A 25,288-nucleotide genomic window follows, 5' to 3' on the forward strand; every position below is an offset into this window, starting at 1 on the left:
GCGGTTACTCTGTCGTCAGCGACGCCACGTCGAGTCGAACGGAGGGGTACCAGCCTGCGAGCGACGGCAGGTAGATGCCGAGGAACCGGTCGACGAAGATGATGGGGATGATGACCTCCGCCGGGATGCCCAGCGCGACGAACACCGCCGTCGCCGTCGCCTCGGTGATGCCGATGCCGCCGGGCGTCAGCGGCAGGAGCGTCACGGTGTACGCGACCAGGAGATACAGCGGGAGCGCGATCAGCGGTTCGAACGCGACGCCGAAACTCCCCAGCAGCAGGCCGACGCGGACACCGGGTGCGAGCACGAGGTCGACGGCCCAGCCGACCGCGTAGCGGAGCCACACTGCCGGCTCGCTCGCGAGCGACCGAAACGTCGTGGTCGAACTGTCGGTAAACTCCAGCAGGCCGTCGAGCCGCGACGCGAGCCTTCCGCCGACGCGTGGAATCCGGACCACGACCCCGGACAGCCAGCCGATGAGCCGGTCCAGATACGAGAGATTGAGGCCTCCAAACAGGATGGCGAGGCCGGCCGCGAAGTACAGGCTCGTCGCGAGCGCTAGCAGCAGAATAAGTTCGAGCCGGAGCAGTGGGATCGCCAGAACGAGCCCTGCAGTCGCCGCCACGCCGTAGTATAGCGCGAAGATACCGGTGTGAAGCGCTGACGCTGCGGCGGCATCGCTGTAGGCCATTCCGGTCTGGCTCCGGAGGACGAACGGCGCGGCCAGCCGTCCGGAGAGTCGCGACGGGAGCAACTGATTGACGAAGTTCACGATGAGCGTCGTCCCGGCAGCCGTCCGGAACCGGACCGGCGCGAGCGGCGTGATGACCGCGTGCCACGAGTAGATCCGTCCACAGATGCCGAGGACGCTTACAGCCACGACCGCGAGCACCGTCTCGATTTCAACGCCGGCCAGCAGGTCGACCGCGCTCGCGATGTCGAACTGCGTGAGCAGCCACGCCAGCGCCGCGACAGCGAGACCGTACTGGGCGACCGTGATCCCCAGATCACGAGCCCGGCTCGTCACGGCGTCTCGCCCCTGTGTAGCCGTGTCGCGGCCGTTTCACCATCCTTCAGCACAGCCCGCGCGGTCGTGAACTCGAAGTCCTGCTGCAAGATTCGCTCGACGGCTCGTCGCATCCAGCCGCCGGTCCTGACGTACACCCGCGTCGGCACCCCCTCGACGGCCGGCAGGTCCACCAGTTCCCACGGATGGACGTACAGCATCGGCGTGATGCCCTGCCGGGCCAGCAGCTTCATACCCAGGACCGTGTACCGCGGGCCGAAAAACCGGAGCCAGGTTCCGGTCAAAGGCAACTGCAGGCCGGGCATGACGCTCGCCGGGAACTCCGTAATGGTGTCCGGCGCGTCCGGGCGGACCGCCGTCGCTGGAACCGGCTCGTGGATATCGTATTCGCCGCCGTACCACCCCGGAATCGACCGGCTGGAGACCACGCTCGAGTCGTACGTGTAGCCGGTATCGGAAAGCAGGTCGAAGTGGTCGTCGGTGATGTCGAAGGCGGGCGCGCGGAACCCGGAGACCTGCTCGTTGGTGACTCGCTCCAGCACGTCCTTCGACTGGGACAGCTCCCCCCGTCGCCCGTCGCCGTCGAGTTCCGAGAGCAACTGGTGGGTGTGCGTGTGCGAGGCGATTTCCAGGCCCGCGTCAGCGAGCGCCCGCACGTCGTCGGGATGGGAGTCCGCGACTGATGACACCACGAACGCGGTCGAAGTCGCGTCGTACTCCGCGAGTATCTCCCTGAAAAACCGGCCGCCATCGAGGCCGACGCCGTCGCGGTCGGTCGTCCCCGACGCGCTCCGGTACGCCGGCGTCTGGGCGAACAGCTCGAAATCTATCGACAGCACTGCGCGGTTACTCATCCTGCTTGTCCTCGGTCTGTAACTGGTGTTCCTCCAGTTCGCTCCGGAGGAGGCTCAGCTCCTCGTTCAGCCGCGACAGCCGGTCGTACATGTGCCCGATGCGATTGAGGAGGTACGTCACCGCCACGAACAGCGTCAGGTTCGAGATGACGAGGATGGCCCGGGCTTTCCATTCCAGGCCCAGCAGCCGCGCCACGACCTCGAACACGTTGGGGACGACCGCGACAACGATGAGCCCCGCGCCGAGCAGCAGCGACATCACGAACAGTTCCAGTGATTCGCGTTCGCTTCTGACGATGATGTAGCCGTTCGCGAGGAAGGCCAGCCCGACGACCAGCGACAGGAGGTTGACCAGTGAGTAGTCGAATCCAAAGACCATGGTTAGCGAAAGAGGAGGACGCGAAACACCGTATCAGTCATCCGTAGCGGGTAGAGCACGAGCGTGTCGAGGCTGAACTGCGACTCGCCCTCGTCCCGGATCGGCATCTCTATCGATACTTCTTCGATCCGCTGGCCGCGCTGGGCCGCGTCAAGCGTCTGTTCGACCGCCCAGTGGTTGTCCGAGCGGTGGAGGATGTCTTGTAGCGCAGACACGCGGTAGACGCGGAAGCCGCTGGTCACGTCGGTGATGTCGATACCGCCGAGCTTCCGCACGACGGTCGTGAAGAAGGTGATTCCCAGCCGCCTGATGAACGGGTAGTCGTCGATGCTCTCGTTCAGGTAGCGGCTGCCGATGACCATGTCCGCGTCCTCTGCGTGGTCCAGCAGGGTCGGGATCTTCTCCGGGTCGTGCTGACCGTCGGCGTCGACCTGCACGACGAAGTCGTAGTCGTGGCGGATCGCGTACTGGTAGCCCGTCCTGACGGCCCCACCGACGCCGGTGTTGAACACGTGCGTGACGACGTGTGCGCCGTGCTCGCGGGCGATGGCTGCGGTGTCGTCCGACGAGCCGTCGTCGACGACGACCACCTCGTCGACGTATCGGCTCGTTCCGTCGATCACCGACCCGATGGTGGACGACTCGTTGTACGCGGGGATGACGGCGACTGTTCGCACTGGTGGAAACGCCGCTAGCAGCGAACTTAGAATTGTCGTTCTCTGGAATAGTTCCATTCTGGTCTGTGAGCTCGCCTTCGACCGCTCAGGGCAGGTCAAACCGATTTGTGAGGCACAGCCGATGAGAGACCGAACAGCCGAGATAGCCTCGCTGTTCTCACAGGCGAGACGATGGGAACAGGTCACACTCCGCGTTCTCTGAGGGGCTCGTAATCGACATAGGTCATGATGAATAGGGCAAGAATGAAAACACACCGCGCGGTACGTACTGCCATGAGTGTCGAGCAGGAGCAGACGGAACGGACCATCAGGTGTCTGGTGGCGAAAGTTGGACTCGACGGTCACGACCGGGGCGCACACGTCATCGCGCGGGCGCTCCGTGACGCCGGCTTCGAAGTGATTTACTCGGGGCTTCATCGAGCGCCCGACGAAGTCGTGCAGGCTGCCGTGCAGGAGGACGTGGACGTCGTCGGCATCTCCATCCTCTCGGGGGCACACAACACGCTCGTCCCGAAGATTCTCGACGGGCTGAAGGAGTACGACGCGTTCGACGACCGACTCATCCTCGTCGGCGGCATCGTCCCGGACGACGACCAGGACGAACTGCGCGACCTGGGCGTCGACGAGATATTCGGCCCGGGCGCGTCGATGGAGGAGATGATCGACTACATCCACGAGAACGCGCCCGAGCGATGAGCGACCTCGTCGCTGACCTGCTCGCGGGCAAACACAGCGCCCTCGCCAGAGTCATCACAAAGATAGAGAACCGCTCGCCGGGGTATCGCGAGATAATCTCCGACCTCCACCAGCACACCGGGACAGCCGACGTTATCGGCGTCACTGGCAGTCCCGGCGCGGGCAAGTCCACGCTGGTCGACAAGGTCGCAGCGACGTACCGCGAGCAGGGCCAGACCGTCGGTGTCATCGCTATCGACCCGTCCTCGCCGTTCTCCGGTGGCGCAGTGCTTGGCGACCGGATACGGATGGCTTCGAACGCGGGCGACATGGACATGTTCTTCCGGTCGATGTCCGCTCGCGGCTCGCTGGGCGGGCTGTCGACGGCGACGACCGACGCCGTGACCGCGCTGGACGCCTTCGGCAAGGACAAGATCATCGTCGAGACGGTCGGCGCTGGCCAGAACGAGGTCGACATCGTCCGCACCGCCGACACCGTCGCCGTGCTCGTGCCGCCGGGCAGCGGCGACGACGTCCAGATGCTCAAGGCGGGTATCCTCGAAATCGGCGACGTGTTCGTGGTCAACAAGGCCGACCTCGACGGGGCCGACCGGACCGTCCAGCAGCTCCGGGAGATGCTGCAGGGGCGGAGCGGACGGCCGGACTCCGGCCATCACGGCGCGACCGAACTCGCCGGTGACCACGGCGACGCGTCCGACGACTCCGATGAAGAGGACGACGAGTCGGAAACGTGGAACCCCCCCATCGTGGAGACAGTCGCCAATCGGGGCGAGGGCGTCGACGATTTCCTAGATGCGCTGGCCAACCACGGGGAGTACCTGGACCGAACCGGCCGCCGAGAGGGCCAGGCGCGGGAGCGCTTCGCCGCCGAGATTCGGACCCTCCTTCGGGAGGACGCAAACGAACTACTGGTCGACGAACTCGACCGCCGCGGCGGCATCGAGCACTACGTCGACGCCGTCATCGAGCGCCACACCGACCCGTACACCGTCGTCGACGAGGTCCTTGCGCCGCTCCGTGAGTGTCTCGACGAGCGTCGCGACTGATACGGATTATTGTAGCGATTTACCGGTATGTGTCGACCCCGGGGTCAGCACCATCCGGAAATAATCTACAACAATCCGTATGAGTGCTGGTCCGCCACCCGACCGACTATATCCGGGCCGATAGCGACAGCTATCTGACGCTCGTCCAGCATGTATAACATACTCCGGGCCCCAAGACGTCAGTATGAAACTCCGCAAGGCGCTCGGTACAGTCGTTGGTGCGGTCGGCGCGACAGCCGCTGCCAACCGTGTGCTGCAGTCGCGGGCCGGTGCGTTCGAACCGATGCTCGACGGGGAACAGGGGACGTACCGTTGGCGCGGGTTCGATATCGCGTACACTGAAGCCGGCGACCCGTCGGACCCGGACCTCGTGTTGTTCCACGGCATCAACGCCGCCGCAAGCAGCCACGAGTTCCACACGGTGTTCGACACACTGGCCGAGGACTACCACATCATCGCGCCGGACCTGCCGGGCTTCGGGCACACGGATCGGCCGCCGCTGCTGTACTCGGCGTCGCTGTACACGGCCTTCGTGCGCGATTTCATCGAGGACAACACCACCGATGCGACCGTCGTCGCGTCGTCACTGACCGGGGCCTACGCCGCCAGCGCGGCACAGGAAGTCGACGTCAAGGAACTCGTCCTCATCTGCCCGACGGACAGTTCGATGGGGGATCGCACCGTCTGGCTCCGCTCGCTGCTCCGCTCCCCCGTCGTCGGCGAGGCCATCTACAACCTCACCGTCTCGAAGCCCTCCATCCGCCACTTCCACGCCGACCACGGCTACTACGACATGGACAACCTCACCGACGCAGTGGTCGACTACGAGTGGCAGAGCGGCCACCAGCCCGGTGCGCGCTTCGCGCCGGCGTCGTTCGTCTCCGGCTTCCTCGACCCGGAAGACGACCTCGGCGAAACACTGGCCAGCCTCGACGTGCCCGTGACGCTGGTGTGGGGCGAGGACGCCGATATCACACCGCTGTCGGAGGGCCGCGACCTGGCCGAGCAGGCCGACGCGATGCTCGTCGTGTTCGGCGACTCGCTGCTCCTGCCCCACGTCGAACACCCCGGTGAGTTCATCGACGTGGTCCGCGACAGAGTGACGTCGGTAACGGTCGAGAACTGAGTTCTAGCGCGGCCGGAACACGACGGCTCTGTCGCCGGTCGTCACGCGCTCGCCGACGTCGATACCGACCACGTCGCCGATGGCAACGTCGTCCGGGTCCACGTCACGGACGAGTCCCGTGACCGAAACCGGTCCGAAGTCGGCAATAGCGGTGACGTAGGGCGCGTCGTCCTCGAACTGCGGCGTCGGGACCGTGATCGTCGTGTGGCTCGCAATTTCGCCGGACTCCGGCAGGTCGACCTGCGAGAGGGCCCGGTCGTGACAGCGCGGGCACACCCGCCGAGGTGGGAGCCAGCCGTGGCCGTTCGAACATTCGAGGTAGTAGCCCTCGTCCGATTCGATGGTGTCGAGCCACTCGTCGTACTCGCCGTCTTGTGCGGATTCGGTCATTCTTGCACCTCCATGACGTGGACGGTCGTAGACGCGACTGTGCCGCCCGCGTTGTGCGCGACGCCGACGGTGCTGTCCGGAACGGCGTCGGCCCGCGGGTGCGACCCGTCGAGGAGCCAGGCAACGGTCGCCAGTTGGGCGACGCCGGTCGCGCCGACCGGGTGACCTTTGGCTTTCAGCCCGCCCGAGAGATTTATCGGGAGGTCGCCGTCGCGGGTCGTCTCGCCGTTGCGCGCCGCGGCGATGCCCTCGCCGGGCTCGTAGAAGCCCAGCGATTCGATTGCGAGCACTTCCGCGATAGTGAAACAGTCGTGGACCTCGGCGAAATCGACATCGTCGGGGCCGACCCCGGCGTCCCCGTAGGCCTCTTCGGCGGCCTTGTCGGCGGCGGGCGTCTGCGCCAGATGCGGGCGGTCCTGCAGTGCGAGATTGTCGCCGCCCTGACCGCTGCCAGTGATGGCGACTGGGGCGTCTAAGTCGTGCTCCTCGGCGTAGGACTCCGTCGTCAGGACGGCGGCCGCGGCCCCGTCGGTAATCGGACAGGAGTCATAGAGGCCCAGCGGATCGGCAATCGTCGGGGCCTCCATCGCGTCCTCGACCGTGATTTCCTTCTGAATCTGGGCGTGCTCGTTGACCAGCGCGTGTTCGTGGTTCTTGACGGCGATATGTGCGAGATCCTCGTGGGAACCGCCGTACTGGTCGAAGTACGACCGGGCCATCAGCGCGTACGCCCCGGGGAAGGTCATCCCGGCGCGGACCTCGTAGAGGTCGTCGGCGGCGATGGCGAGGGCGTCCGTCGCGGCTGCCGTCCCGATGTTAGTCATCCGCTCCGCCCCGCCGACGAGGACGACTTCCGCTTCGTCGTTCCGCAACGTCTTGACGGCTTCACGAACGGCCGTCCCGGCTGATGCACAGGCTGCTTCGACGCGGGTCGCCGGAACGTCCAGTCCAATGGCCTCGGCCATCAGCGGGCCCTGGTGGCCCTGGTGTTCCGCGAGCTCTCCCATGAAATTGCCGTAATAGAGTGCCTCAGCGTCGTCCGGATCGATTCCGGCGTTGTCCAGCGCTTCCAGCCCGGCCTCGGCGAACAGGTCGCGGCCGGTTCGCTCGGGGTGCTCCCCGAAATGTGTTACGCCGGCCCCGGCGATACGTGGGTCTGACATTATCTCCCAGTGTGCGCTGACGGCTTAAATGCCTACTGCTCGGATGCTTAATTAGCGCATATTCGGGGCCATAAACGCCCAGAAACGGTGTATTGGTTCTTTATCAAAATACGTTCCTACGACGGATTTATCGCCCTTGAAGGAACCGTATCTCCATCAGTTCACGATTTCGGCGATACGCTGGGGTTCTCCCGACAACGCGGGTTCCGGCTCGACCATCTGTAGCACTTCGTGGTCGGTCACGTTCGGATACGATTTCTGGATGGCGTCTTCGATAAGGGCCTTTTCGAGGCGGAACTCCGTCCCCTCGTAGACGACATCGACGCCCTGTTCGTCGAATGACAGCACAGTCATAGCACGAATTACGCACGGCACGAATAAAAGGATAGTCTCTCGCGCGGCCACACCGATTCAGGAGATTCGATGGCCGCTCGAAGAAATACGGGCTGGGGACTGTCCGTCAGGGTCGTTACGAGTCGCCGTCGCTGCCGACTCGGATGACCTGCAGCAGGGAGTACACCGGGACGCCGCGGATGTCGCCGACGCCGCGCTTGTCAGCCAGCACGACGCAGGCCACGGGGTTACCGCCCTGTTCGTGGATCGCATCGATGGTTTCACCCATCGTCTTGCCGCTCGTGATAGTATCGTCGACGACGTAGCAGTCGCGGTCCCGAATCTGTGCGAAGTTCCGGGAGAACGAACCGTCGGTGGTCTCGCTCTCGTCGTCGTCCCACTGGTGTTTCGTCGGGGCGTACGTCCCGAGGTCGGTTTCCAGTTCCCTCGCAACGGTCGTCGCAAGCGGTGCGCCGGCCTTCTCGATGCCGATGGTGAGGTCCACGTCATCGCCTTTCTTCGAGAGCAGGTCTGCCATCGCCGCCCCTGCGTGGTACAGTCGGTTGCTGTCCCGCCCGACGGCGGACCAGTCGACGTGGATGTCGTGGGGACCGCCGTCATCGCTCGTGTCCGGTTCCGTGCCGGTACCGCTGCGTTCGACAAGCCAGCTCGCCGTCTCGCGGGAGACGTTGAGTTCGTCGGCGATTTCGCCCTTAGAGAGGCCACGCTGTGCGAGGTCGGACGCGCTGTCGACGAGGTCGTCGATATTCTTCATATCACAATCTCCGTGTGCGAGGATTTAATAGGCAGTGTTCTTCACCCACCAGAATATATTTACAACATCCGTTGTACTAATCTAGTGGCTGGGTACACTCCCCCTGCTATCCGGGGGACAGGTGGCGACCCCGTCGGGTCACCAGCGTCTCCCATCACCCCAACCCGGCCGACGCCAACCGTCTGTCTGTCTCGCAGCATGGTTGTTCACGGGACCGCACGCACCAGCGGTCAGGCGGGACTCTCCCGCCGTTCCCCATCCATCGTCTCCTACTGTGAGGGTTGTTTAGAGCTGTTGGCACACCCGATACGAACTGCTCAGTACAATGAGCGCCAGCTCGGTCGTGTAACTGTCTGAAAAATCGAGGGCCTCGTCTGTCGCTGTGAGCGACAGCTGTGCCTCGGTATTACTGCCGGACGACGTTCGCTGCGCGAGGTCCCTTGGGCGAGGACTCGATGTCGAACTCGACCTCAGTACCTTCCGTGAGGTCTTCGCCGCCGACATCCTCCATGTGGAAGAACACGTCTTCGTCGTCGTCGAGGTCGCCGTCGTCAGTCGAAATGAAACCGTAGCCGCCTGTGTCGTTGAAGAAATCAACTTTTCCGTTTGCCATTACAACCAGATGGAGGGCTGAGGAAGGGATAACCCTTCCGAGGGTCGAAGTGTCATGACTCGTTACACTACATTCGCACAGTTACTGAGCGACGGATGCACTTCCAGCGGTCCAGAAAGAACCCAAGGACCGGAATAGTGTGACTTTCGACGACGCCCCGGAGGACGCCGTCATCACGCGTCTCCGTCTCCCGCACCGCCGACCACGAGTGTCGGGATATCCGTCAGTCTGACCACACGCTCTGTCGTGCTCCCGGCGGTGGCAATGCGTGAGAACCCGGTCCGGCCCTGCGTCCCCATCACGATGAGGTCGACTTCGTAGTCGGTGGCGGCGTCGACGATCTCCTCACTGGGCGTCCCACGGCGGAAGTGGCGCTCGACGTGGACGCCGCGCTCGTCGCCCAGTGCGGCCACCGTGTCCAGCGCCTCCTCACCGGATGCCTCCTGTTTCTCGACCGCAAAGTCCCAGTGGCCGCTCGGCCCTGCCTGTTCGACGACGAACAGCACGTGGACTCTCGCGCCGAACTGCTCGGCGAGATCCATCGCGTGTTCGGCAGCTAGATCGCTGTGGTCGCTCCCGTCGATGGGGACGAGGATACGGTCGTACATGCAGCCATCAGCGCGCGGCAAAGGAATAAACGGTGGGGACCAATATCTGGTCAGTACGCACACCGGTCTACCAGGCCATTCGCGAGTGATTAGTTGACATCACCCTCCTGTGAACTGTCGTATAATTCTCTCTCTGCAGTGAAACCCTATCTCCCGTCGAACAAACGTATCTCGGCTGCAAGCGACCCGGACGCTGTGCGCAAACTCCTCAATTGACTCACTCAAAAGTGTAGAGCCGCTGCTCGCAGGTCGGGCAGACGAGCGTCTCGTCGGGGTCCTGTCGCGGACCCAGATGGCCACCACAGCACGACACCGACGACGACTCGACCAGTTCGGAACCACAGACTGGGCAACTGTCGAGAAACATCCGGAAGGCCTCCGCACCGGCGACGCTGAGTCGCTCGTCGTCGATAGTCTCGCCGAGGACCTCGTACGCTGCGAGTTCGGCGACGACGACCGGACGGGGCAGGAGTTGCTTGTGGTCAGAACCGAGTACGACCCACTCCGTGTCGTCCTCGGCGTACGGTTCCGCGTGGTCGACCTGCTCCAGCGACTCCTGCAGTGTCGCTGAAAGGGTATCGAGTGAGCGGTCGGCCAGTTCGTCCATCCGTTCGTACCACGCCGTATCGATGGTCGAAGCGAGGAATAGCCGCTCCCCGTCGACTTCGATGACGCCGGCCGCCGATAGCTCCCGGAGGACGGTTTCACCGTCCATTTCTACGTCTTCGGCCAGCGATTCGCTTTCCCCGCGAGTCGCGTCTCCGTGTGATGGCTTACCGTGGGGCGGTCCTTCGTGGAACCATTCGTCCGGGACCGGTGACACCGCCACCAGCCGCGGGGCGAACTCGGGCGTGTACGGAACCAGATACCCCCGAAGATAGACCACTGCGACGCCGACAACGGCGACCAGCAGACTCGCCCGTGAGCGCTCGCGTGCGCGCATGAGTAGGACCAGGATTCCGACGAGACCCAGGTTCAGGACCGTACACGGCCAGCATCTGTTCTCTCCGGTGTAGGACTCGTCGCTGAGGGTTTCAAGCACTTCCATTGGGTCGGCTTCGCGTGCGGATAAGCGGCTCACATCGGGACAATGTTCGGCAGTCCCAAAATTCTTTAACAACAGCTGTGGTACATGGTGGCATGAGCGAGTCGCCGGTAACGTACACCAAGCTTGGGTCGACAGGGCTCGACGTGTCTCAACTCTGTCTCGGAACGATGAACTTCGGGAGCGCGGAGCCCTGGATGCTAAACGACGAGGCCGAGAGCCGCCGGATACTCGAACGGGCGCTCGATCTGGGTATCAACTTCTTCGATACGGCCAACGCGTACTCGAACGGCGAGAGCGAGCGGATTCTGGGCAGCGCTATCGACTCCGCCCGCCGCGGTGAACTGGTGCTTGCCTCGAAGGTGTACTTCGACATGCACGACGGCCCGAACGGCAGCGGACTCTCGAAGAAGCACATCATCGATCAGTGTCACGCCACGCTGGATCGCCTCGGCGTCGACTATCTCGACCTCTATCAGATCCACCGGTGGGACGACGACACGCCTATCGAGGAGACGCTGGACGCGCTGACGTATCTCGTCGACGAGGGCCTGGTCCGCTATATCGGCGCGAGCACGATGGCCAACTGGAAGTTCCAGAAAGCGCTGTACACGGCGGACGTCGAGGGGTACGAGCGGTTCGTCTCGATGCAACCGGAGTACAACGCCGTCGACCGCCACGAGGAGGCGAACCTCTTGCCGGTGTGCGAGATGGAAGGAGTCGGTGTCATTCCGTGGTCTCCCCTGGCCGGCGGCTTCCTGGCCGGGAAATACGAGCGCGACGACGACCTATCCGAAGGGCGGGCAAGTACAGACGAGTACACTGCAAACCGGTTCAGCGACGAGAACTGGGCGGTCCTTGACGAGGTGCGAGCGATTGCCGACGCGAAGGGCGCGACACCGGCACAGGTCAGCCTGGCGTGGCTCTGCCACCAGGACGTCGTCGACGCGCCGATCATCGGCCCGCGGACGATGGAGCACCTGGAGGAAAACGTCGAGGCGCTCGACATTGACCTGACTGCTGAAGAGTGCGCCCGAATCGAGGCCCCGAAACAGCCACAGTGGCCGGTCGAGGGCAAGGACTGACGTGGACCTCGATAGATAACCATGCACGTTAACTGCGTACTCAGTTTCCCTGTACACACATGGACGACAGCGAACTAACCGATGTCCTCGAAGATGCCGGTCTCTCACCGTATCAGGCGGAGGCCTACGTGGCGTTGCTGGGGCTGGGGACCGCATCGGCGACTGACATCGCTGACTCCTGTGACGTTCCGGACCCGAGGATCTACGACGTGCTCCGGGACCTGGAGACGAAAGGATACATCGAGACGTTCCAGCAGGACAGTCTGACCGCCCGCGCCCGCAACCCCGATGTGGTACTTGAAGATCTGCGGTCCCGGTCGAGCAAGTACCTCGACGCGGCAGAGACGATCGAGGAACGCTGGAACCAGCCCGAGATATCCGACCACGAGGTCAGCATCGTCAAGCGATTCGAAACGGTCGTTAGCCGGGCCCGGGAGCTCATCGAAACGGCCGAAAACCAGATTCAGGTGGGTGTCGATCCGGAGCAGTTCTACGCGGTTCGTGAGGAACTCATTGCCGCCCACGAGCGTGGCGTGAACATCAAACTCAGCATCTGCACGAGCCCCGGCGAGGAAGTCCCGCCGCTTTCGGATATTGAAGGGACCTGTACGGAGGCTCGGAACCGGGAGATCCCGGCCCCGTTTTTCGTTCTGGTCGACCGGACCTGGACGTGCTTTGCGCCCCATCACGACTCCGTCAACGAGTACGGCGTACTCGTCAAGGACCGCACCCACACCTACATCTTCCACTGGTTCTTCCTCACATGTCTGTGGGAAATCTGGGACACACTGTACACCGAACGGACGCCGGAAACACCGACGACGTACGTCGACCTCCGCCACGCGGTCCGGGATATCGAACCGCTGTTGAACGAGGAAGCGACTATCGAGGCCGTCATTGAGGGGTACGACACGGAAACGAAGGAGTCGGTTGAGGTGACAGGGCGCGTTACCGACATCGACTACACTGGGAGTAGCATCGGTCGAAAGGACCCGGTCCCACTGGCACAACTGGCCGGCCGAATCAGTGCGACGCTGGTCACCGACGACGGGACGTACGAAATCGGCGGCTGGGGGGCCGTCATCGAAGAAATCGAAGCCACCGAGATCACGATCACGAACGTACAGTACGAGTGACGCAGCCACCGCTTTTCAGGCAGAAGAAACTCTCCCTCAGTTTGCGCGTTTGAGCGCCCCTGTGTGGCAAACAGCCATTTGACTTATCCGTGCGTATATATACTGAACGTTTTGTACAGTTCCAAATAGTCAATAAGATATCATTATTTCCGGGGTGCGGCCGACAATTAACAACACCTGTGGTTAATTATGGACAACCTTTAAGGTGTGTCCGGGATAGCTCAGAATAGACATGTCGGACAATGGCACAAGCGGCGAGCGGAGCTCGACAGGCGTTTCCCGGCGACGGTTTGTCCGTGCCGCCGGAGCAGCAGGTGTCGTCAGTGGACTGGCGGGCTGTGCGGACTTCGTCGGCGGCGGCGGCGACGGCGGCGACGGCGGCGACGGCGGTGGCGGTGGCGGTGACGGTGGTTCGACTGGCGACGGTAGCGGCGGCGAGACGACGACGGTCCAGTTCGGTTTCGACCCGGTGGCCGTCCAGAACAACGGCGACGCAATCAAGCAAGCCCTGCACGACAACGGCCTGTCGGACGACATCGAAATCCAGTTCGTCCCGCGTGACCAGGACACCGGAGCGGCGCGGTCCAACTACAACCGTCTGCTCTCGGCCGGCGAGACGAACCCGGATATGTTCCTGATGGACAACGGCTGGACGAACATCTTCATCCAGCGGGGGCAGCTCCAGAACCTCTCCGAAACGCTGCCCGAGGAGCTCCTCTCTGACGTGTCGGACAACTACTTCTCGGCGTTCACCGACACGGCGCGGAACCCGGGCACTGGCGACCTGTTCGGCGTCCCGGTGTTCCCGGACTTCCCGACGATGCAGTACCGCAAAGACCTCGTCGAGGAAGCCGGTTACAGCCCCGAAGAGAACAACTGGGCGACCGAACCGATGACGTGGGAGGAGTGGTCGAACATCGCCGCTGACACCTACGACAACGCTGACGTCGACTTCGGGTTCACGACCCAGTGGGATATCTACGAGGGAACCTCCTGCTGTACGTTCAACGAGGTCATGTCCTCGTGGGGCGGCGCGTACTTCGGCGGCCGCGACAACCTCTTCGGGCCGATCGGCGAGCGGCCGATCACGGTCAACAACCCCGAGGTCATCAACTCCCTGAACATGATGCGGAAGTTCGTCCACGACGAGGACTTCGGCGGCCAGTTCGAGGGTTACGGCGGCGGCTTCACCCCGACCGAAATCCTCGGCTGGAAGGAGGAGGACGCGCGCGCACCCTTCGCCAACGGCAACGCCGTCTTCCACCGAAACTGGCCGTACTCGCTCGCACTCACGGGCCGAAACCCGGAGGAAACCGAGGACCCAGCGCTCGGCGAGAACCTCGGCGCAATGCCGATTCCGTACGCCGTGCCCGAAAGCGAAGCCGCACAGCCCGGGACCGGCGGGACGACGGCTGCCCTCGGTGGCTGGCACATGACCGTCAACCCCAACAGCGAGCAGATGGATGCCGTGACGCAGGTCATCCGCGCAGCGATGCAGCCGGACTTCCAGCTCACGCTGCTGTCCGTCCAGGGATGGCTGCCGCCGCGGCCTGAGCTCTTCAACTCCAGCGAGGCCCAGAACGTGCCCGTCGTTGGCCGGTACATGGACACGCTGCAGGTCGCTGGTAACAACACGATGCCGCGCCCGGTGACGGCTGTCTGGAGCGATCAGTCCAGCAAAATCGCACAGCAGGCAAACCGTGCAGTCGGGCAGGAAGCCTCCTCGGCCGACGCGATGGCGACGCTGGAGGACTCACTGGAAGCGACCGAGCAAACCTGAAGCCACAGGATAGCTTTACAAAAACTACCCCTGTGATTATTTACCATGACACATTCAAACGACGGACGGAGGTAACCGAATGAGTACAGAAACCGGCCGTGAATCCAGACGCTCGGGGGCACTCGTCGGCGTGATGCGGTGGATGGAAAACCTCAGCGACACGTGGTACGCGTATCTGCTGTTGATTCCGGTGTTCGTGTTGCTCGGTATCGTCGCGCTGTACCCACTGCTACGGACGTTCGAACTGTCGCTGTTCGCGCTTTCGGCGGACTTTTCGAGCACTAACTTCGTCGGTGTCGGGAACTACGTCGGGCTGTTCACCGGCGAGAAGAACCGGTACCTGCCGGGAGGAACGACGTTCCTTCCCGGGGGGTTCAGCACCGGTGCACTGCTAAACAGCGCACTAGTCGTCACGATAATCTTCGCGGTCGTGAGCGTGTTTTTCGAGACGCTCATCGGCCTCGGACAGGCGCTCATCCTCGACCAGGACTTCTACGGCCGGCGGTGGATTCGTGCGGCCATCATTATCCCGTGGGCCGTCCCCATCGTCATCCAGGGGATGATCTTCTTCCTGATGTTCAACTCGAACGTCGGGTTCCTGACGCCGCCGCTTGCCGACCTCGGACTGTTAGCGCCGACGAACACGCTCAATGACACGGCGAGTGCGACGTTCATCGTCATCGTCGCCGATATCTGGAAGACTTCGGCGTTCATGGCCCTGCTCATCCTGGCGGGGCTCCAGAGCATCGACCGGGGCCTCTACGACGTGGCAAAGGTCGCCGGCGCAACGAAGTGGCAGCAGTTCAAGCTCATCACGTTCCCGCTCATTCTGCCGACCATCGGCATCGCCGTGCTGTTCCGGTCGGTGCAGGCGATGCGAGTGTACGGCATCATTGACACGGTGTCGAGCTGTACCGTCGTGCCGTCGCTGTCGTGTATGGTCGTCGCGACGTTCACTACCCGCGAGGGGACATCGGCGGCCATCGCGTTCGTGACAGCCGCGATTATCGGCATCGTCGTGATGGGACTCATCGTCTGGCAAGGGGAGGACGCGATCTGATATGGCTACGACAACTGAAGATCAGGACCAGTCGAGCGACGGACCGCTACAGCGGTGGACACAGAGCGCAATCCAGGACCCGGACAAGGTGTACCGGGCCCTGTTCTATGCGGCGATGGTGTTTTTCCTGGTGACGACGCTGTTCCCGTTCTACTGGCTCATGGTACTGGCGGTGACTCCGGAAGGGAACCTGCTCTCGGGTAGCTTCCTCCCGACAATAAACCTCTTTGGCGTCAGCGGGACGTTCCCGCTGCCGGTGCCGAAGGGCTTCAATCCCGGCGCCTTCGTCGGCGTCTTCGAGCAGGTACCGTTCCACCTGTACATGTTGAACAGCTTCGCGCTGGCGGTGACGACGACGGTCATCGTCCTGTTCGTGGCGAGCCTCGCAGGCTACGTGTTCGGCCGCCTTCGCTTCCCGGGCCGCGCACTGTTGATGCTCGGGATTCTGGCGATTAGCTACTTCCCGCCGGCCGCGTTCGTCATCCCGCTGTTCCAGGCGTTCGCCGGCAACGCCCCGATTACGGTACCGTTCACATCCATCCCGCTGTTTACCCCACCGCGGATGCTGAACACCCCTGGATCGATGGTGCTGCCGTTCAGCGCGCTGTTCATGCCGCTGTCGATCTTCATCTTGACGACCTTCTACGGCCAGATTCCCGACGGGCTGGAGGACGCCGCACGGGTCGAAGGGACGACGCGGCTGGGCGCGCTGTTCCGTGTCATCATGCCGCTGTCTGCGCCGGGTGTGGCGACCGCGGCCGTGCTGACGTTTATCGCTGTCTACAACGAGTACTTCTTCAGCTCGATTATGGCGACCTCACCGGAAGCGACGAACTGGTCGCCCATCGTCGGTGGGATTCTCAGCTACCAGACCCAGTACACGACGCAGTTCAACCTCATGGCGGCCGCGAGCATCGTCGGGGTCCTCCCCGTCGTCATCCTCGTGGTCGTCGCGCAGGAACGCATCGTCAGCGGACTGACCTCAGGCGCACTCAAGGAGTAACACAATGGCACGAGTACGACTCGAACACGTGACGAAACGCTACGACGACCAGGGTGACATAGTCACCGCGGTCGACGACATGAACCTCGATATCGACCACGGCGAGTTCATCTGCTTCGTCGGCCCCTCCGGCTGTGGGAAGTCGACGACAATGGAGACTATCGCCGGTCTCACCATCCCCACAGAGGGCGAGATATACATCGGTGACCGCGAGGTGACGAACCTCCCGCCGAAAGACCGCGGCATCGCGATGGTGTTCCAGAACATCGCGCTGTTCCCGCATATGGACGTGTACGACAACATCTCCTTCGGGCTGCGGCTGCGGGACTACCCGCAGGACGAAATCGACCGCCGGGTCGAACGGGCCTCCGACATCGTCCAGCTAGATGGGATGCTCAGCCGGATGCCTGAGGAGATGTCCGGCGGCCAGCGCCAGCGCGTCGCAATCGCCCGCGCCATCGTGCGCGAGCCCGACGTGTTCCTCATGGACGAGCCGCTGGCGAACCTTGACGCGAAACTGAAGGTCCACATGCGGACGGAGCTCCAGCGCCTGCACAAGGAGCTGGACACGACTATCATCTACGTGACCCACGACCAGGAGGAGGCGATGACGCTGTCCGACCGGATCGCCGTCCTCGATTCGGGTCAGCTCCAGCAGATCGACCCGCCGCTGACCTGTTACAACGAGCCGGACAACCTCTTCGTTGCCGGGTTCATCGGCTCGCCGTCGATGAACTTCATCGAGGGAACCGTCACAGAGAACGCTCTGGAGACACCGAACTTCGACCTTGAGTTCAACCCCGCGTCCGTCGAGGGCATCAGCGCCGGCGACAAAGTGACACTCGGCGTCCGACCGGAAGACATCTACCCCGGTGAGCTCCGGGACGAGGTCCCCGACCCGTCGGGGATGATACAGGCCAAGGCCGACATCCTCGAACCGATGGGCGACGAGATATTCGCCTACTTGTTGCTGGGCGACGGCGAAACGTCGATGGACCAGGAGATGGCGACGAACGACCAGTTGCTGATGAGCATCGACCCGGACTCGGACCTCGAAGAGGAGGAGTCGATCAGCGTCGTCATCGACCGGCGGAACGTCCACCTGTTCGATTCGGCCACCGGCGAGGCGATTGTCCACGACCTCATCCCGTACGAGGCAGAGGGGACCGCCTCCGGAAGCGAAGTGGAATCGGACGACTGACATGAGCAGCCACCTCGCGATGCTGTACTGGAGCGGGATGCTCGTGCTGTTTTTCTTCTGGTCGTACGGTATCGTGTCGTTCATCCTCGACCTGAAAAACAAGATCATCCCGGGCCTGATCCAGTATCGGCGCGGCCGACGCCGCGAGAAGGCCAAGCAGGAACAGGAAGAGGAGCGCGAAGAGCGTGAAAAGCAGTTGTATTAACCCGACTTCGGGTGCAGTTTTCGAGACAAATGACTGAGACCGTTCGGATAGGCATCATCGGACTGGGGAACATTGCGGACATTCACTGTACCAATCTCCGACAGCTCGACCAGCCGGTCTCGATAGCGGCCGGCGTCGACGTCGATGCCGATGCGCGCCGCCGGTTCGCCGAGGCGTACGACGCACCGGTCTACGAGGAGGCGTCAGCGATGTTCGAGACGGTCGATGCCGTGCTGGTGACGACGCCGAACAGATACCACGAACAGTACGTCGTGGCGGCGCTCGAGGCAGGCCTGGACGTGCTCGTCGAGAAGCCGCTGGCTCACACGCTCGAAAGCGCCGAGCGGATCGCTGCGGCCGCCGAAGCGGCCGACGGGTTCTGCATGATCGGCTTCCACAAGCGGTTCGCCGATCCGGTCCAGACGCTCGTTGGCTACCGCGACGCTGGCGATATAGGAGCGGTCTCACATATTGAAGCGAACTATATCAGGCGACGCGGCGTCCCTGGCCGGGGGTCGTGGTTCACGCGCAGTGATGTCGCGGGCGGCGGCTCGCTCATCGACATCGGGGCACACGCTATCGACCTGGCGTTGCACGTCGCCGACCACCCGGAAGTCGTCGAGGTATCAGGCGACACGCGCGCCCAGTTCGGCGTCGACGAGGAGTACGCCTACGTCCAGATGTGGGGCGAGGACCAGGGCGCAGCCGAGTTCAGCGTCGACGATTCCGCGAGTGCCTTCATTCGCTGTGGGGACGGCACGACGGTCTCCCTGGAGGTCGCGTGGGCGACGAACCGACCGGACAGCCAGGAGTACTACGTCCGCGGGACCGGGGCGGGCGCGAAACTCGACCTCGAAGACCAGTCCCTGACGTTGTTCGAGACGGCTGACACCGGTCGGATGCACCACCGGACGACCGACATCGAGACAGGGCGGTCTGACCCGCAACGAAAGGAGCAGGCGCGGTTCGTTTCGGCTGTCCGAGACGGGGCACCGCCGTCGACGAACACCGTCGAACAGGCGCTTCGGGTCCAGCGCGTGATGGACGCGATCTACCGGTCCAGCGAGACTGGCGGGGCCGTTAGCGTTGGCGAGACGGAGACCTGAAGAAAGACTTAATCCCCAGTGTTCTCACTCTCTGCCTGGCATGAAAGTGATTGGTGTTACGCGGGGCGACGACGGCCCTCAGCTCCTGGAGCGGGAGCGACCGTCGCCCGGCCCGGGCGAGGCACTCGTCCGGACGCTCCGCGTTGGTGTTGACGGCACAGACCACGAAGTCCTGAGCGGGTCCCACGGCGGGTTCCCCGACGGGGCGGACCACATGGTTCTCGGACACGAGGCGGTCGGGGTCGTCGAAGAGCCCAATGGCACGGGGCTCGAGGCGGGGCAGGTCGTCGCGCCGACCGTCCGACGGAAACCGAACGGTGAGACGAACGAGTACTTCCGCCGAGGTGAGCCTGATATGGCTCCGGACGGCGAGTACACGGAACGCGGCATCGTCGGCGATCACGGCTTCATGGCCGAGTACTTCACCTCGCCGGCAGATTTCCTCGTTCCCGTCCCCGAGCCGGTCGCGGAGTACGGCTTCCTCGTCGAACCGCTCTCGATCACCGAGAAGGCTAACGAGCACGCGTACGCGACGCGGGAACCGTTCGACTGGCGACCGGAATCCGCCTGCGTGCTGGGTAACGGCTCGCTCGGGCTGCTGACGGTGTGGATGCTCGACCAAGAGTACGACCGGACGTACTGTGTGGGTCGGCGGGACAGACCGGACCCGACGGTCGACATCATCGATGAAATCGGCAGTACGTACGTCGACTCCCGCGAAACGTCGGTGGACGAACTCCCGGAGCAGTACGAGGCGATGGACTACATCTACGAGGCGACCGGGTTCGCCCCGCACGCGTTCCAGACGGTCAGGGCGCTCGACCAGAACGGGGTCGGCGTGTTGCTCGGCATCCCGGAGCCGTGGGAGTTTGAAGTCGACGGTGGCTCGCTACACAACGAGATCGTCCTGCACAACAAGTGTCTCATCGGCACGGTCAACTCACACGTCTCGCACTTCGAAGACGCTGTCGAGACCTTACAGGACCTACCGGAGTGGCTACTCGATGACCTGGTCACGACGGTTACCGACCCAGAACACGTGGAGGAAGCCTTCGAGGATGGGGACGACCAGATAAAGGCAGTCGTCGAGTTCGATTCGCTGTAAGTCCTCGGGCCGAATCGCGCCCGAGCTTTTTGTCGACAATACACCCCGAATGGACCCGCTCTAGGCAGTGCTTTACGCCCCATATATAAGAAAACATATATGAATTGGTGAGGTATTTACTCACATGATATTAATTTATTCAGGCGTTGAAACCCCATATAATGGAAGATAGAGTCGATTTAACCGGATCAGGCCAAATGTCAAATGCTGATTTTCGCTATACAGAAGTATTAAGTAGGAATCTTCAATAAGGAATTATGAGGTATTGGTGCAACCATGACTGATGACAATTCAAATAGACGGTTGACGCGGCGTAACGCTCTTCGGATTGCTGGCGCAGCAGGTGCGGCCTCGCTGGCTGGCTGCGGTGGGAGTGACGGCGGCGACGGCGGTGACGGCAGCAGTGGCGACGGCAGCAGCGGCGACGGCAGTGACGGCAGCAGCGGTGACGGTAGTGACGGCAGTACTGACAGTGGTTCGCAGTATAACACGCTGGAGGTCGCCCACTGGTGGGGTGAAGGCGACGGACTGGAAGCGATTCAGTCCGTAATGGACGCCTTCAAGGAGCAAAACCCGGACATTCCGTTCGACGAGAACCTCATCGCCGGCGGTGCGGGTGAGAACCTGCAGGCGAACATCCGGACACGGGTGCAGAACGGTAACCACCCGAGCACGTGGCAGGCCTGGCCCGGAAAGAATCTGCTCCCGTTCACCGACGCGGACCTGCTGAAGGATATCGGCGACTCCGTGTGGTCCGAGAACAGCATGGAGGACGCGTACCTCCAGGGTGTCAAGGACGCGGCCCAGCCCGCCGGGAACTACGTGACGGTCCCGCTCAACATCCACCGGATCAACAACCTCTTCTACAACGTCGAGGTCGTCGAGGACGCCGGGGTCGACCCGACCTCCCTCGAAACGCCGTCTGACCTCGTCGACGCACTGGCGACGGTCGAAGAGGCCGGCTACACCGGAATGGCACACCAGACCGGTTCGCCGTGGTCCAGCTTCCAGATGTTCGCGACTGTCCTTCTCGGCGAAACGGATGCCGAGACGTACAGCGCCATCTTCGTCGACGGTGAGGTCGACGCCAACAGCGACGCGCTGGAGTCGGCAGTCGAGACCACACAGTCCTACCTCGACTACATCCCGAGCGACGCCGGTTCGATCTCCTGGACGGAGGCCAACAACCAGGTCATCAACGGCGAAGCGGCGTTCCTCCACCAGGGCGACTGGGCGGCCGGGACGTACATCACGAACGACCTCACGTACGGCGAGGAGTGGGACCACGTCCCATTCCCGGGTACTGAGGGGTACTACGCGCTCAACATGGACTCGTTCCCGTATCCGGTCAACAACCCGTCGCCGGAAGCGACGACGCTGTGGTGCCAGTTTGTCGGCACTGCAGAGGCACAGGAGATCTTCAACCCCAAGAAGGGGTCGATTCCGCCACGGACCGACGTGAGCACCGACCCGTTCAACGACTTCTCCAAAGACCAGATAGAGGACTTCCAGAACAGCGATGCCCAGCCGCCGTCCGTCGCACACGGCCTGGCTGCACCGCCGGCAGTCAAGTCATCGCTCGGATCCGCTATCTCGTCGCTGAACTCCGGCAACGAGCCGTCGAACGTCGTCTCACAGATGTCCAGCGCCTACCAGTAACGCGACGACCGCTTCCGTCTTTCGCGCTTTTTTTGACAGCTTGGACAACCGAAACGCTCTGCGGATAGCCGTCCGCTGTGAGAGGAGAGACGACCTTGTGATATAGCCACATGAATAGCGTGTCAAAGGACCTGAAACTATCTCATGAATAGAGTGCCGAAGTTCTTAGTACTCGACTCGCAAACGCCCCACTATGTCTAGTGACGACTTGGAAGCATCGCTCGAGCAGGTAATTGCGCGGTTCAATCTCGGCGAGTACGAGATCTCAGCCTACCTGGCCGTGCTCCAGCACGGTGAGCTGACAGCGTCGGAGATATCGGAGAACACAGATATCCCACAGCCCCGGGTCTACGATACGGTACGGAGCCTCAGCGACGTCGGGCTCGTTGAACTCAAAGAGTCCCGCCCCATGAAAGTCCTGGCTATCGACCCCCGGGAGGCGTTCGAGGGGATTCAGGACTCGCTTGATGATCTCGTTGACGACCTGTCTTCGCGCTACACAGCGCCCGCACGGGAGCCGGAAGCCGTCTCGCTCGTCAAATCCCGGCCGACGATACTCCGGTACCTCGAAGACATCATCGAGACGGCCGAGTACGAACTGACGCTGTCGCTGACTCCGGCCCTGCTAGAGCGGTTCGAGGACAGGCTCGCAAACCGGAAGCAGTCCGGCATCGCTATCGAGATTCTCATCTCGCCGGGCGTGGACGCCCCCGACCCGGCGCGGTTCGATTACGAATCCATCGCGACCACGGTGAAAGCCCGTCGCGGTATCACGACGCCGGTCGTCGCCGTCGCCGACGGGAACTACTCGATGTACGCCACCCGCGAGAGCGTCCGCGGCGACACAGACAGATACGGCGTCATATTCAATCGGTCGGAACTCGGGTTTCTGGTGTCCGGGTTCCTCAACACGGTGCTGTGGACGACGGCCGAAACGATTGCCAGCGACGGGGAGGGCCTGCCGTTCCCACGCCGGTATGGGACGATCCGACGGTGCATCTCCGACTTGATGACGTTGGACGGAGAGTTCTATGCGACTATCGAGGGGCGGGACGTTGAAACGGGCGACCACCGGGTCGTCGAGGGCAAAGTGGACCAGGCGTCGTTCAGTTCGAACCGCGAGGTCGCGACACTGGTCGTCGAGACGGCCGAGGGGCCGGTCGAGGTCGGCGGGCAAGTCGCCGCGTTCGAGGATATCGAGGCGTACGAGATCCGCATCGGGACGGACGCACCACCGGAGAACTGATCCGGACTGCGGTGCCTGTTTGTCACGCCGGCTGCCCGACTGCAGGTAGCCGATATCGGGAACGACGGACAGCAGTCTGTTGGAATTGGACGCGTCTGGACGAGTTACCTGTAGAGACAATGAGCACCGTGGGCGGGCAACCCACGGTGATTGCATGACCCTTCGGGCTGGCGAATTATGTCAGAGGCTCGATATCGCCGGGACCCGAACGTGGCAACTCCACAAGACCAACGTGCTCCGTCGCAGTCAGCGGGGACGTGGTCGTATGTGGACAGCAACAGTGTATCCATCGTGAGCGATAAAAAAGATGGACACATTGCCTGCAATAATATCCAGTTCGGGAGGGAATAGTTCCGTTCACGAAGAAAATTCCATTACAAATGGAAACTGATATGTGCGCGAAATATGAGCTACAACATATGGGGACAGTATGGGCGTAAAATCGGTCATTCAGTTCGTCCGAACGTCATCTGTCCGGACAGACATCATCGGCTCGCTGTGTCCCGGAGACAAGCCCACCAACGAACTGCTGTCGGCGGTCGACGCGAGCGAGTCGGCAATCTACGACGCGCTCTCGAACCTCGAAGGCCGCGGCCTGGTCACCTCGACGGACGACGGCTGGCGACTCACCGGGACCGGCCGCCTCGTCGCGGATACGATTCACCGCCAGCGAAGCCTTGAGGACCTCTTCGCTGTCGATCCCCAGTACTGGGAGCGCCACGATACGTCAGTTCTCCCGCAACCGTTCCGGTGTCGCCTCCCGGAACTTGACGAGTACACGGTCATCCGGAGCACACAGACCGACATCAACCGACCTGTCCGCGAAGTCGTCACCCGCGTCGAGAGCGTCCCGAACTGCGATGTCGTCTCGCCGGTCTACCACCCCGAGTACGAGGCAGCGATGCCAGACAGCGCAGATTCGAGACTGGTGTTGAGTTGTGCTGTAATAGACGACATGCTCAACTCCGAGTCTGTCTCAGTCGATGCGGGCCGGTACGCGGAGACTGCCGTTCGTGTCACACCGGTTCCGTACGCACTCGCCGTCTCCGATGACTGGATGATCTTGACGCTCCCGGAGCTAGACGGTGCCTGGCCGTCGGCGAAGATCGTCTCCGAAACGGACAGCGCTATTTCGTGGGCAAATGACCTCTTTGCGCGGATCTGGGCGGATGCGACCCCGATAGAAACGTATCTCGCCGACCGCTGATTTTGGCAAACCTAAACATTCAAGAACCATCGGGACTGACGGATGAGCAATGGCTATTCAGGGTTCACGGACCGAAGAACCGGCCGGCTACACGTTCGACGACCTCGCGGTCGTCATGGGGACGTACAACGAAGAAGAAGCGATCGGGACCGTTCTCGACGATATCGATACGGTGACCGACGGGCGCGCCGAAGTCGTCTGCGTCGACGGCTCCAGCGACCGAACACCGGAGATCGCTCGCGACCACGGCGCCACAGTCATCGAGCAGGAACCGCAGGGGTACGGCGTGGCAGTCCGCGAGGCCGTGCTGACGCCGGACCGGCCGGTCGTCGTCACGACGGACTGCGACGACACGTATCCGATGGAGCGGCTGCCCGACTTCCTCGAAGAAATCAACGACGGAGCCGACGTCGTCAGCGGCGACCGGCTGTACTACGGGGCCGAACAGATGCCGGCGATGAACAAACTGGGCAACGAGCTGTTCGCACTACTGGCGAGCGCGCTCATGGGCAAGCGCGTCCACGACACGACTACGGGAATGCGGGCCTACCGCCGCGAGGTCCTCCAGAAGATCGTCTGGACCGAGAACACCGGGCTCTCGGCCGAACTGCTCATGCGGCCACTGATGCGCGGCTACGACGTCCGCGAGCGTCCTATCGAGTACGACGAGCGGAAAGGCGAGACGAAACTCGATCCGTTCTCGGGTGGCGCCGCTATCGCCAAATCCATCGTCCGGGTCGCGCTCGAAGAGCGGTTCCGATAA

Annotated in this window: 27 protein-coding genes; 16 read left to right on the forward strand and 11 right to left on the reverse strand. The window is 62.8% G+C overall.

Going from position 1 to position 25,288, the window contains the following annotated elements:
* Positions 1-4 precede the first annotated feature (4 nt).
* Genes ACOZ4H_RS10160 through ACOZ4H_RS10175 form a run of 4 tightly spaced genes read right to left on the reverse strand, consistent with a single transcriptional unit; the run spans position 5 to position 2,937 of the window.
* Positions 5-1,027 carry a lysylphosphatidylglycerol synthase transmembrane domain-containing protein gene (locus ACOZ4H_RS10160; protein WP_424329168.1) on the reverse strand — a complete coding sequence of 341 codons (1,023 nt, stop codon included), beginning with the start codon at positions 1,025-1,027 and terminating at the stop codon, positions 5-7.
* Positions 1,024-1,881 (reverse strand): polysaccharide deacetylase family protein, encoded by an 858-nt coding sequence (locus tag ACOZ4H_RS10165; RefSeq protein ID WP_424329169.1) that lies wholly within the window; start codon positions 1,879-1,881, stop codon positions 1,024-1,026. Before ACOZ4H_RS10165 ends, ACOZ4H_RS10160 begins: the two co-directional genes overlap by 4 nt.
* On the reverse strand, positions 1,874-2,260 hold the full coding sequence (locus ACOZ4H_RS10170; protein WP_424329170.1) for a DUF2304 domain-containing protein: 387 nt from the start codon (positions 2,258-2,260) through the stop codon (positions 1,874-1,876). The genes ACOZ4H_RS10165 and ACOZ4H_RS10170 overlap by 8 nt, the downstream gene beginning before the upstream one ends.
* A gap of 2 nt (positions 2,261-2,262) precedes the next feature.
* Complete coding sequence (locus ACOZ4H_RS10175) at positions 2,263-2,937, reverse strand: glycosyltransferase family 2 protein (protein WP_424329171.1); 675 nt, start codon at positions 2,935-2,937, stop codon at positions 2,263-2,265.
* 273 nt (positions 2,938-3,210) lie between these two features.
* On the opposite strand from ACOZ4H_RS10175, the gene ACOZ4H_RS10180 reads away from it, so the two are divergent.
* From ACOZ4H_RS10180 to ACOZ4H_RS10190, 3 genes are all read left to right on the forward strand, one after another.
* Positions 3,211-3,633 carry a cobalamin B12-binding domain-containing protein gene (locus ACOZ4H_RS10180; protein WP_424329172.1) on the forward strand — a complete coding sequence of 141 codons (423 nt, stop codon included), beginning with the start codon at positions 3,211-3,213 and terminating at the stop codon, positions 3,631-3,633.
* Complete coding sequence (gene meaB / locus ACOZ4H_RS10185; protein ID WP_424329173.1) at positions 3,630-4,679, forward strand: methylmalonyl Co-A mutase-associated GTPase MeaB; 1,050 nt, start codon at positions 3,630-3,632, stop codon at positions 4,677-4,679. The genes ACOZ4H_RS10180 and meaB overlap by 4 nt, the downstream gene beginning before the upstream one ends.
* A 184-nt stretch (positions 4,680-4,863) precedes the next feature.
* Positions 4,864-5,805 (forward strand): alpha/beta fold hydrolase, encoded by a 942-nt coding sequence (locus ACOZ4H_RS10190; RefSeq protein WP_424329174.1) that lies wholly within the window; start codon positions 4,864-4,866, stop codon positions 5,803-5,805.
* Between the two features lie 3 nt (positions 5,806-5,808).
* On the opposite strand, the gene ACOZ4H_RS10195 is transcribed toward ACOZ4H_RS10190, so the two are convergent.
* From ACOZ4H_RS10195 to ACOZ4H_RS10225, 7 genes are all read right to left on the reverse strand, one after another.
* On the reverse strand, positions 5,809-6,195 hold the full coding sequence (locus tag ACOZ4H_RS10195; protein WP_424329175.1) for a Zn-ribbon domain-containing OB-fold protein: 387 nt from the start codon (positions 6,193-6,195) through the stop codon (positions 5,809-5,811).
* On the reverse strand, positions 6,192-7,358 hold the full coding sequence (locus ACOZ4H_RS10200; RefSeq protein WP_424329176.1) for a thiolase domain-containing protein: 1,167 nt from the start codon (positions 7,356-7,358) through the stop codon (positions 6,192-6,194). Before ACOZ4H_RS10200 ends, ACOZ4H_RS10195 begins: the two co-directional genes overlap by 4 nt.
* Before the next feature lie 156 nt (positions 7,359-7,514).
* A complete protein-coding gene (locus ACOZ4H_RS10205; RefSeq protein WP_004518030.1) occupies positions 7,515-7,712 on the reverse strand; it encodes a DUF5800 family protein in 198 nt (65 codons plus the stop codon).
* A 115-nt stretch (positions 7,713-7,827) separates the two neighbouring features.
* Complete coding sequence (gene gfcR, locus ACOZ4H_RS10210; protein WP_424329177.1) at positions 7,828-8,466, reverse strand: transcriptional regulator GfcR; 639 nt, start codon at positions 8,464-8,466, stop codon at positions 7,828-7,830.
* A gap of 406 nt (positions 8,467-8,872) precedes the next feature.
* On the reverse strand, positions 8,873-9,079 hold the full coding sequence (locus ACOZ4H_RS10215; RefSeq protein WP_008418277.1) for a cold-shock protein: 207 nt from the start codon (positions 9,077-9,079) through the stop codon (positions 8,873-8,875).
* A gap of 173 nt (positions 9,080-9,252) precedes the next feature.
* Positions 9,253-9,687, reverse strand: a complete 435-nt coding sequence (locus ACOZ4H_RS10220; RefSeq protein ID WP_424329178.1) for a universal stress protein — start codon at positions 9,685-9,687, stop codon at positions 9,253-9,255.
* Positions 9,688-9,904: 217 nt separating this feature from the next.
* Entirely contained in the window at positions 9,905-10,768 is an 864-nt protein-coding gene (locus ACOZ4H_RS10225) for a hypothetical protein (RefSeq protein ID WP_424329179.1), read from the reverse strand.
* Between the two features lie 59 nt (positions 10,769-10,827).
* Here ACOZ4H_RS10225 and ACOZ4H_RS10230 point away from each other — a divergent pair, with 59 nt between their 5' ends.
* The 13 genes from ACOZ4H_RS10230 to ACOZ4H_RS10290 all read left to right on the forward strand — a co-directional run bounded on the left by ACOZ4H_RS10230 (position 10,828) and on the right by ACOZ4H_RS10290 (position 25,288).
* Entirely contained in the window at positions 10,828-11,817 is a 990-nt protein-coding gene (locus tag ACOZ4H_RS10230; protein WP_424329180.1) for an aldo/keto reductase, read from the forward strand.
* Positions 11,818-11,876: 59 nt separating this feature from the next.
* Positions 11,877-12,953 carry a TrmB family transcriptional regulator gene (locus ACOZ4H_RS10235; RefSeq protein ID WP_424329181.1) on the forward strand — a complete coding sequence of 359 codons (1,077 nt, stop codon included), beginning with the start codon at positions 11,877-11,879 and terminating at the stop codon, positions 12,951-12,953.
* 232 nt (positions 12,954-13,185) lie between these two features.
* On the forward strand, positions 13,186-14,733 hold the full coding sequence (locus ACOZ4H_RS10240; protein WP_424329182.1) for a substrate-binding domain-containing protein: 1,548 nt from the start codon (positions 13,186-13,188) through the stop codon (positions 14,731-14,733).
* 79 nt (positions 14,734-14,812) lie between these two features.
* Positions 14,813-15,793 (forward strand): carbohydrate ABC transporter permease, encoded by a 981-nt coding sequence (locus ACOZ4H_RS10245; protein ID WP_424329183.1) that lies wholly within the window; start codon positions 14,813-14,815, stop codon positions 15,791-15,793.
* Position 15,794: 1 nt separating this feature from the next.
* Positions 15,795-16,796: a carbohydrate ABC transporter permease gene (locus ACOZ4H_RS10250; RefSeq protein ID WP_424329184.1), complete on the forward strand. Its 1,002-nt coding sequence runs from the start codon at positions 15,795-15,797 to the stop codon at positions 16,794-16,796.
* A gap of 4 nt (positions 16,797-16,800) precedes the next feature.
* Positions 16,801-17,997 carry an ABC transporter ATP-binding protein gene (locus ACOZ4H_RS10255; protein WP_424329185.1) on the forward strand — a complete coding sequence of 399 codons (1,197 nt, stop codon included), beginning with the start codon at positions 16,801-16,803 and terminating at the stop codon, positions 17,995-17,997.
* Position 17,998: 1 nt separating this feature from the next.
* Entirely contained in the window at positions 17,999-18,202 is a 204-nt protein-coding gene (locus ACOZ4H_RS10260; RefSeq protein WP_424329186.1) for a hypothetical protein, read from the forward strand.
* A 29-nt stretch (positions 18,203-18,231) separates the two neighbouring features.
* Entirely contained in the window at positions 18,232-19,308 is a 1,077-nt protein-coding gene (locus ACOZ4H_RS10265; RefSeq protein ID WP_424329187.1) for a Gfo/Idh/MocA family protein, read from the forward strand.
* 40 nt (positions 19,309-19,348) lie between these two features.
* A complete protein-coding gene (locus ACOZ4H_RS10270) occupies positions 19,349-20,413 on the forward strand; it encodes a glucose 1-dehydrogenase (protein ID WP_424329188.1) in 1,065 nt (354 codons plus the stop codon).
* Positions 20,414-20,689: 276 nt separating this feature from the next.
* Positions 20,690-22,072, forward strand: a complete 1,383-nt coding sequence (locus tag ACOZ4H_RS10275) for an ABC transporter substrate-binding protein (protein ID WP_424329189.1) — start codon at positions 20,690-20,692, stop codon at positions 22,070-22,072.
* A 193-nt stretch (positions 22,073-22,265) separates the two neighbouring features.
* Positions 22,266-23,318, forward strand: a complete 1,053-nt coding sequence (gene trmB, locus ACOZ4H_RS10280; protein WP_424329190.1) for an HTH-type sugar sensing transcriptional regulator TrmB — start codon at positions 22,266-22,268, stop codon at positions 23,316-23,318.
* Between the two features lie 430 nt (positions 23,319-23,748).
* Complete coding sequence (locus ACOZ4H_RS10285; RefSeq protein WP_424329191.1) at positions 23,749-24,525, forward strand: helix-turn-helix transcriptional regulator; 777 nt, start codon at positions 23,749-23,751, stop codon at positions 24,523-24,525.
* Positions 24,526-24,574: 49 nt separating this feature from the next.
* Complete coding sequence (locus ACOZ4H_RS10290; RefSeq protein ID WP_424329192.1) at positions 24,575-25,288, forward strand: dolichyl-phosphate hexose transferase; 714 nt, start codon at positions 24,575-24,577, stop codon at positions 25,286-25,288.

This window comes from Haloarcula amylolytica (assembly GCF_049705545.1).
Taxonomy (GTDB): Archaea; Halobacteriota; Halobacteria; order Halobacteriales; family Haloarculaceae; genus Haloarcula; species Haloarcula amylolytica_B.

What these genes read in the sequence shown, in the direction of transcription:
- ACOZ4H_RS10285 (WP_424329191.1), top strand. Translation starts at nt 23,749, where the DNA reads ATGGGCGTAAAATCGGTCATTCAGTTCGTCCGAACGTCATCTGTCCGG.
- ACOZ4H_RS10255 (WP_424329185.1), top strand. Translation starts at nt 16,801, where the DNA reads ATGGCACGAGTACGACTCGAACACGTGACGAAACGCTACGACGACCAG.
- ACOZ4H_RS10240 (WP_424329182.1), top strand. Translation starts at nt 13,186, where the DNA reads ATGTCGGACAATGGCACAAGCGGCGAGCGGAGCTCGACAGGCGTTTCC.
- ACOZ4H_RS10275 (WP_424329189.1), top strand. Translation starts at nt 20,690, where the DNA reads ATGACTGATGACAATTCAAATAGACGGTTGACGCGGCGTAACGCTCTT.
- ACOZ4H_RS10250 (WP_424329184.1), top strand. Translation starts at nt 15,795, where the DNA reads ATGGCTACGACAACTGAAGATCAGGACCAGTCGAGCGACGGACCGCTA.
- ACOZ4H_RS10180 (WP_424329172.1), top strand. Translation starts at nt 3,211, where the DNA reads ATGAGTGTCGAGCAGGAGCAGACGGAACGGACCATCAGGTGTCTGGTG.
- ACOZ4H_RS10265 (WP_424329187.1), top strand. Translation starts at nt 18,232, where the DNA reads ATGACTGAGACCGTTCGGATAGGCATCATCGGACTGGGGAACATTGCG.
- ACOZ4H_RS10245 (WP_424329183.1), top strand. Translation starts at nt 14,813, where the DNA reads ATGAGTACAGAAACCGGCCGTGAATCCAGACGCTCGGGGGCACTCGTC.
- meaB (WP_424329173.1), top strand. Translation starts at nt 3,630, where the DNA reads ATGAGCGACCTCGTCGCTGACCTGCTCGCGGGCAAACACAGCGCCCTC.
- ACOZ4H_RS10165 (WP_424329169.1), bottom strand. Translation starts at nt 1,881, where the DNA reads ATGAGTAACCGCGCAGTGCTGTCGATAGATTTCGAGCTGTTCGCCCAG.
- ACOZ4H_RS10230 (WP_424329180.1), top strand. Translation starts at nt 10,828, where the DNA reads ATGAGCGAGTCGCCGGTAACGTACACCAAGCTTGGGTCGACAGGGCTC.
- ACOZ4H_RS10290 (WP_424329192.1), top strand. Translation starts at nt 24,575, where the DNA reads ATGGCTATTCAGGGTTCACGGACCGAAGAACCGGCCGGCTACACGTTC.
- ACOZ4H_RS10200 (WP_424329176.1), bottom strand. Translation starts at nt 7,358, where the DNA reads ATGTCAGACCCACGTATCGCCGGGGCCGGCGTAACACATTTCGGGGAG.
- ACOZ4H_RS10205 (WP_004518030.1), bottom strand. Translation starts at nt 7,712, where the DNA reads ATGACTGTGCTGTCATTCGACGAACAGGGCGTCGATGTCGTCTACGAG.
- ACOZ4H_RS10220 (WP_424329178.1), bottom strand. Translation starts at nt 9,687, where the DNA reads ATGTACGACCGTATCCTCGTCCCCATCGACGGGAGCGACCACAGCGAT.
- ACOZ4H_RS10195 (WP_424329175.1), bottom strand. Translation starts at nt 6,195, where the DNA reads ATGACCGAATCCGCACAAGACGGCGAGTACGACGAGTGGCTCGACACC.
- ACOZ4H_RS10260 (WP_424329186.1), top strand. Translation starts at nt 17,999, where the DNA reads ATGAGCAGCCACCTCGCGATGCTGTACTGGAGCGGGATGCTCGTGCTG.
- gfcR (WP_424329177.1), bottom strand. Translation starts at nt 8,466, where the DNA reads ATGAAGAATATCGACGACCTCGTCGACAGCGCGTCCGACCTCGCACAG.
- ACOZ4H_RS10170 (WP_424329170.1), bottom strand. Translation starts at nt 2,260, where the DNA reads ATGGTCTTTGGATTCGACTACTCACTGGTCAACCTCCTGTCGCTGGTC.
- ACOZ4H_RS10190 (WP_424329174.1), top strand. Translation starts at nt 4,864, where the DNA reads ATGAAACTCCGCAAGGCGCTCGGTACAGTCGTTGGTGCGGTCGGCGCG.
- ACOZ4H_RS10235 (WP_424329181.1), top strand. Translation starts at nt 11,877, where the DNA reads ATGGACGACAGCGAACTAACCGATGTCCTCGAAGATGCCGGTCTCTCA.
- trmB (WP_424329190.1), top strand. Translation starts at nt 22,266, where the DNA reads ATGTCTAGTGACGACTTGGAAGCATCGCTCGAGCAGGTAATTGCGCGG.
- ACOZ4H_RS10215 (WP_008418277.1), bottom strand. Translation starts at nt 9,079, where the DNA reads ATGGCAAACGGAAAAGTTGATTTCTTCAACGACACAGGCGGCTACGGT.
- ACOZ4H_RS10270 (WP_424329188.1), top strand. Translation starts at nt 19,349, where the DNA reads ATGAAAGTGATTGGTGTTACGCGGGGCGACGACGGCCCTCAGCTCCTG.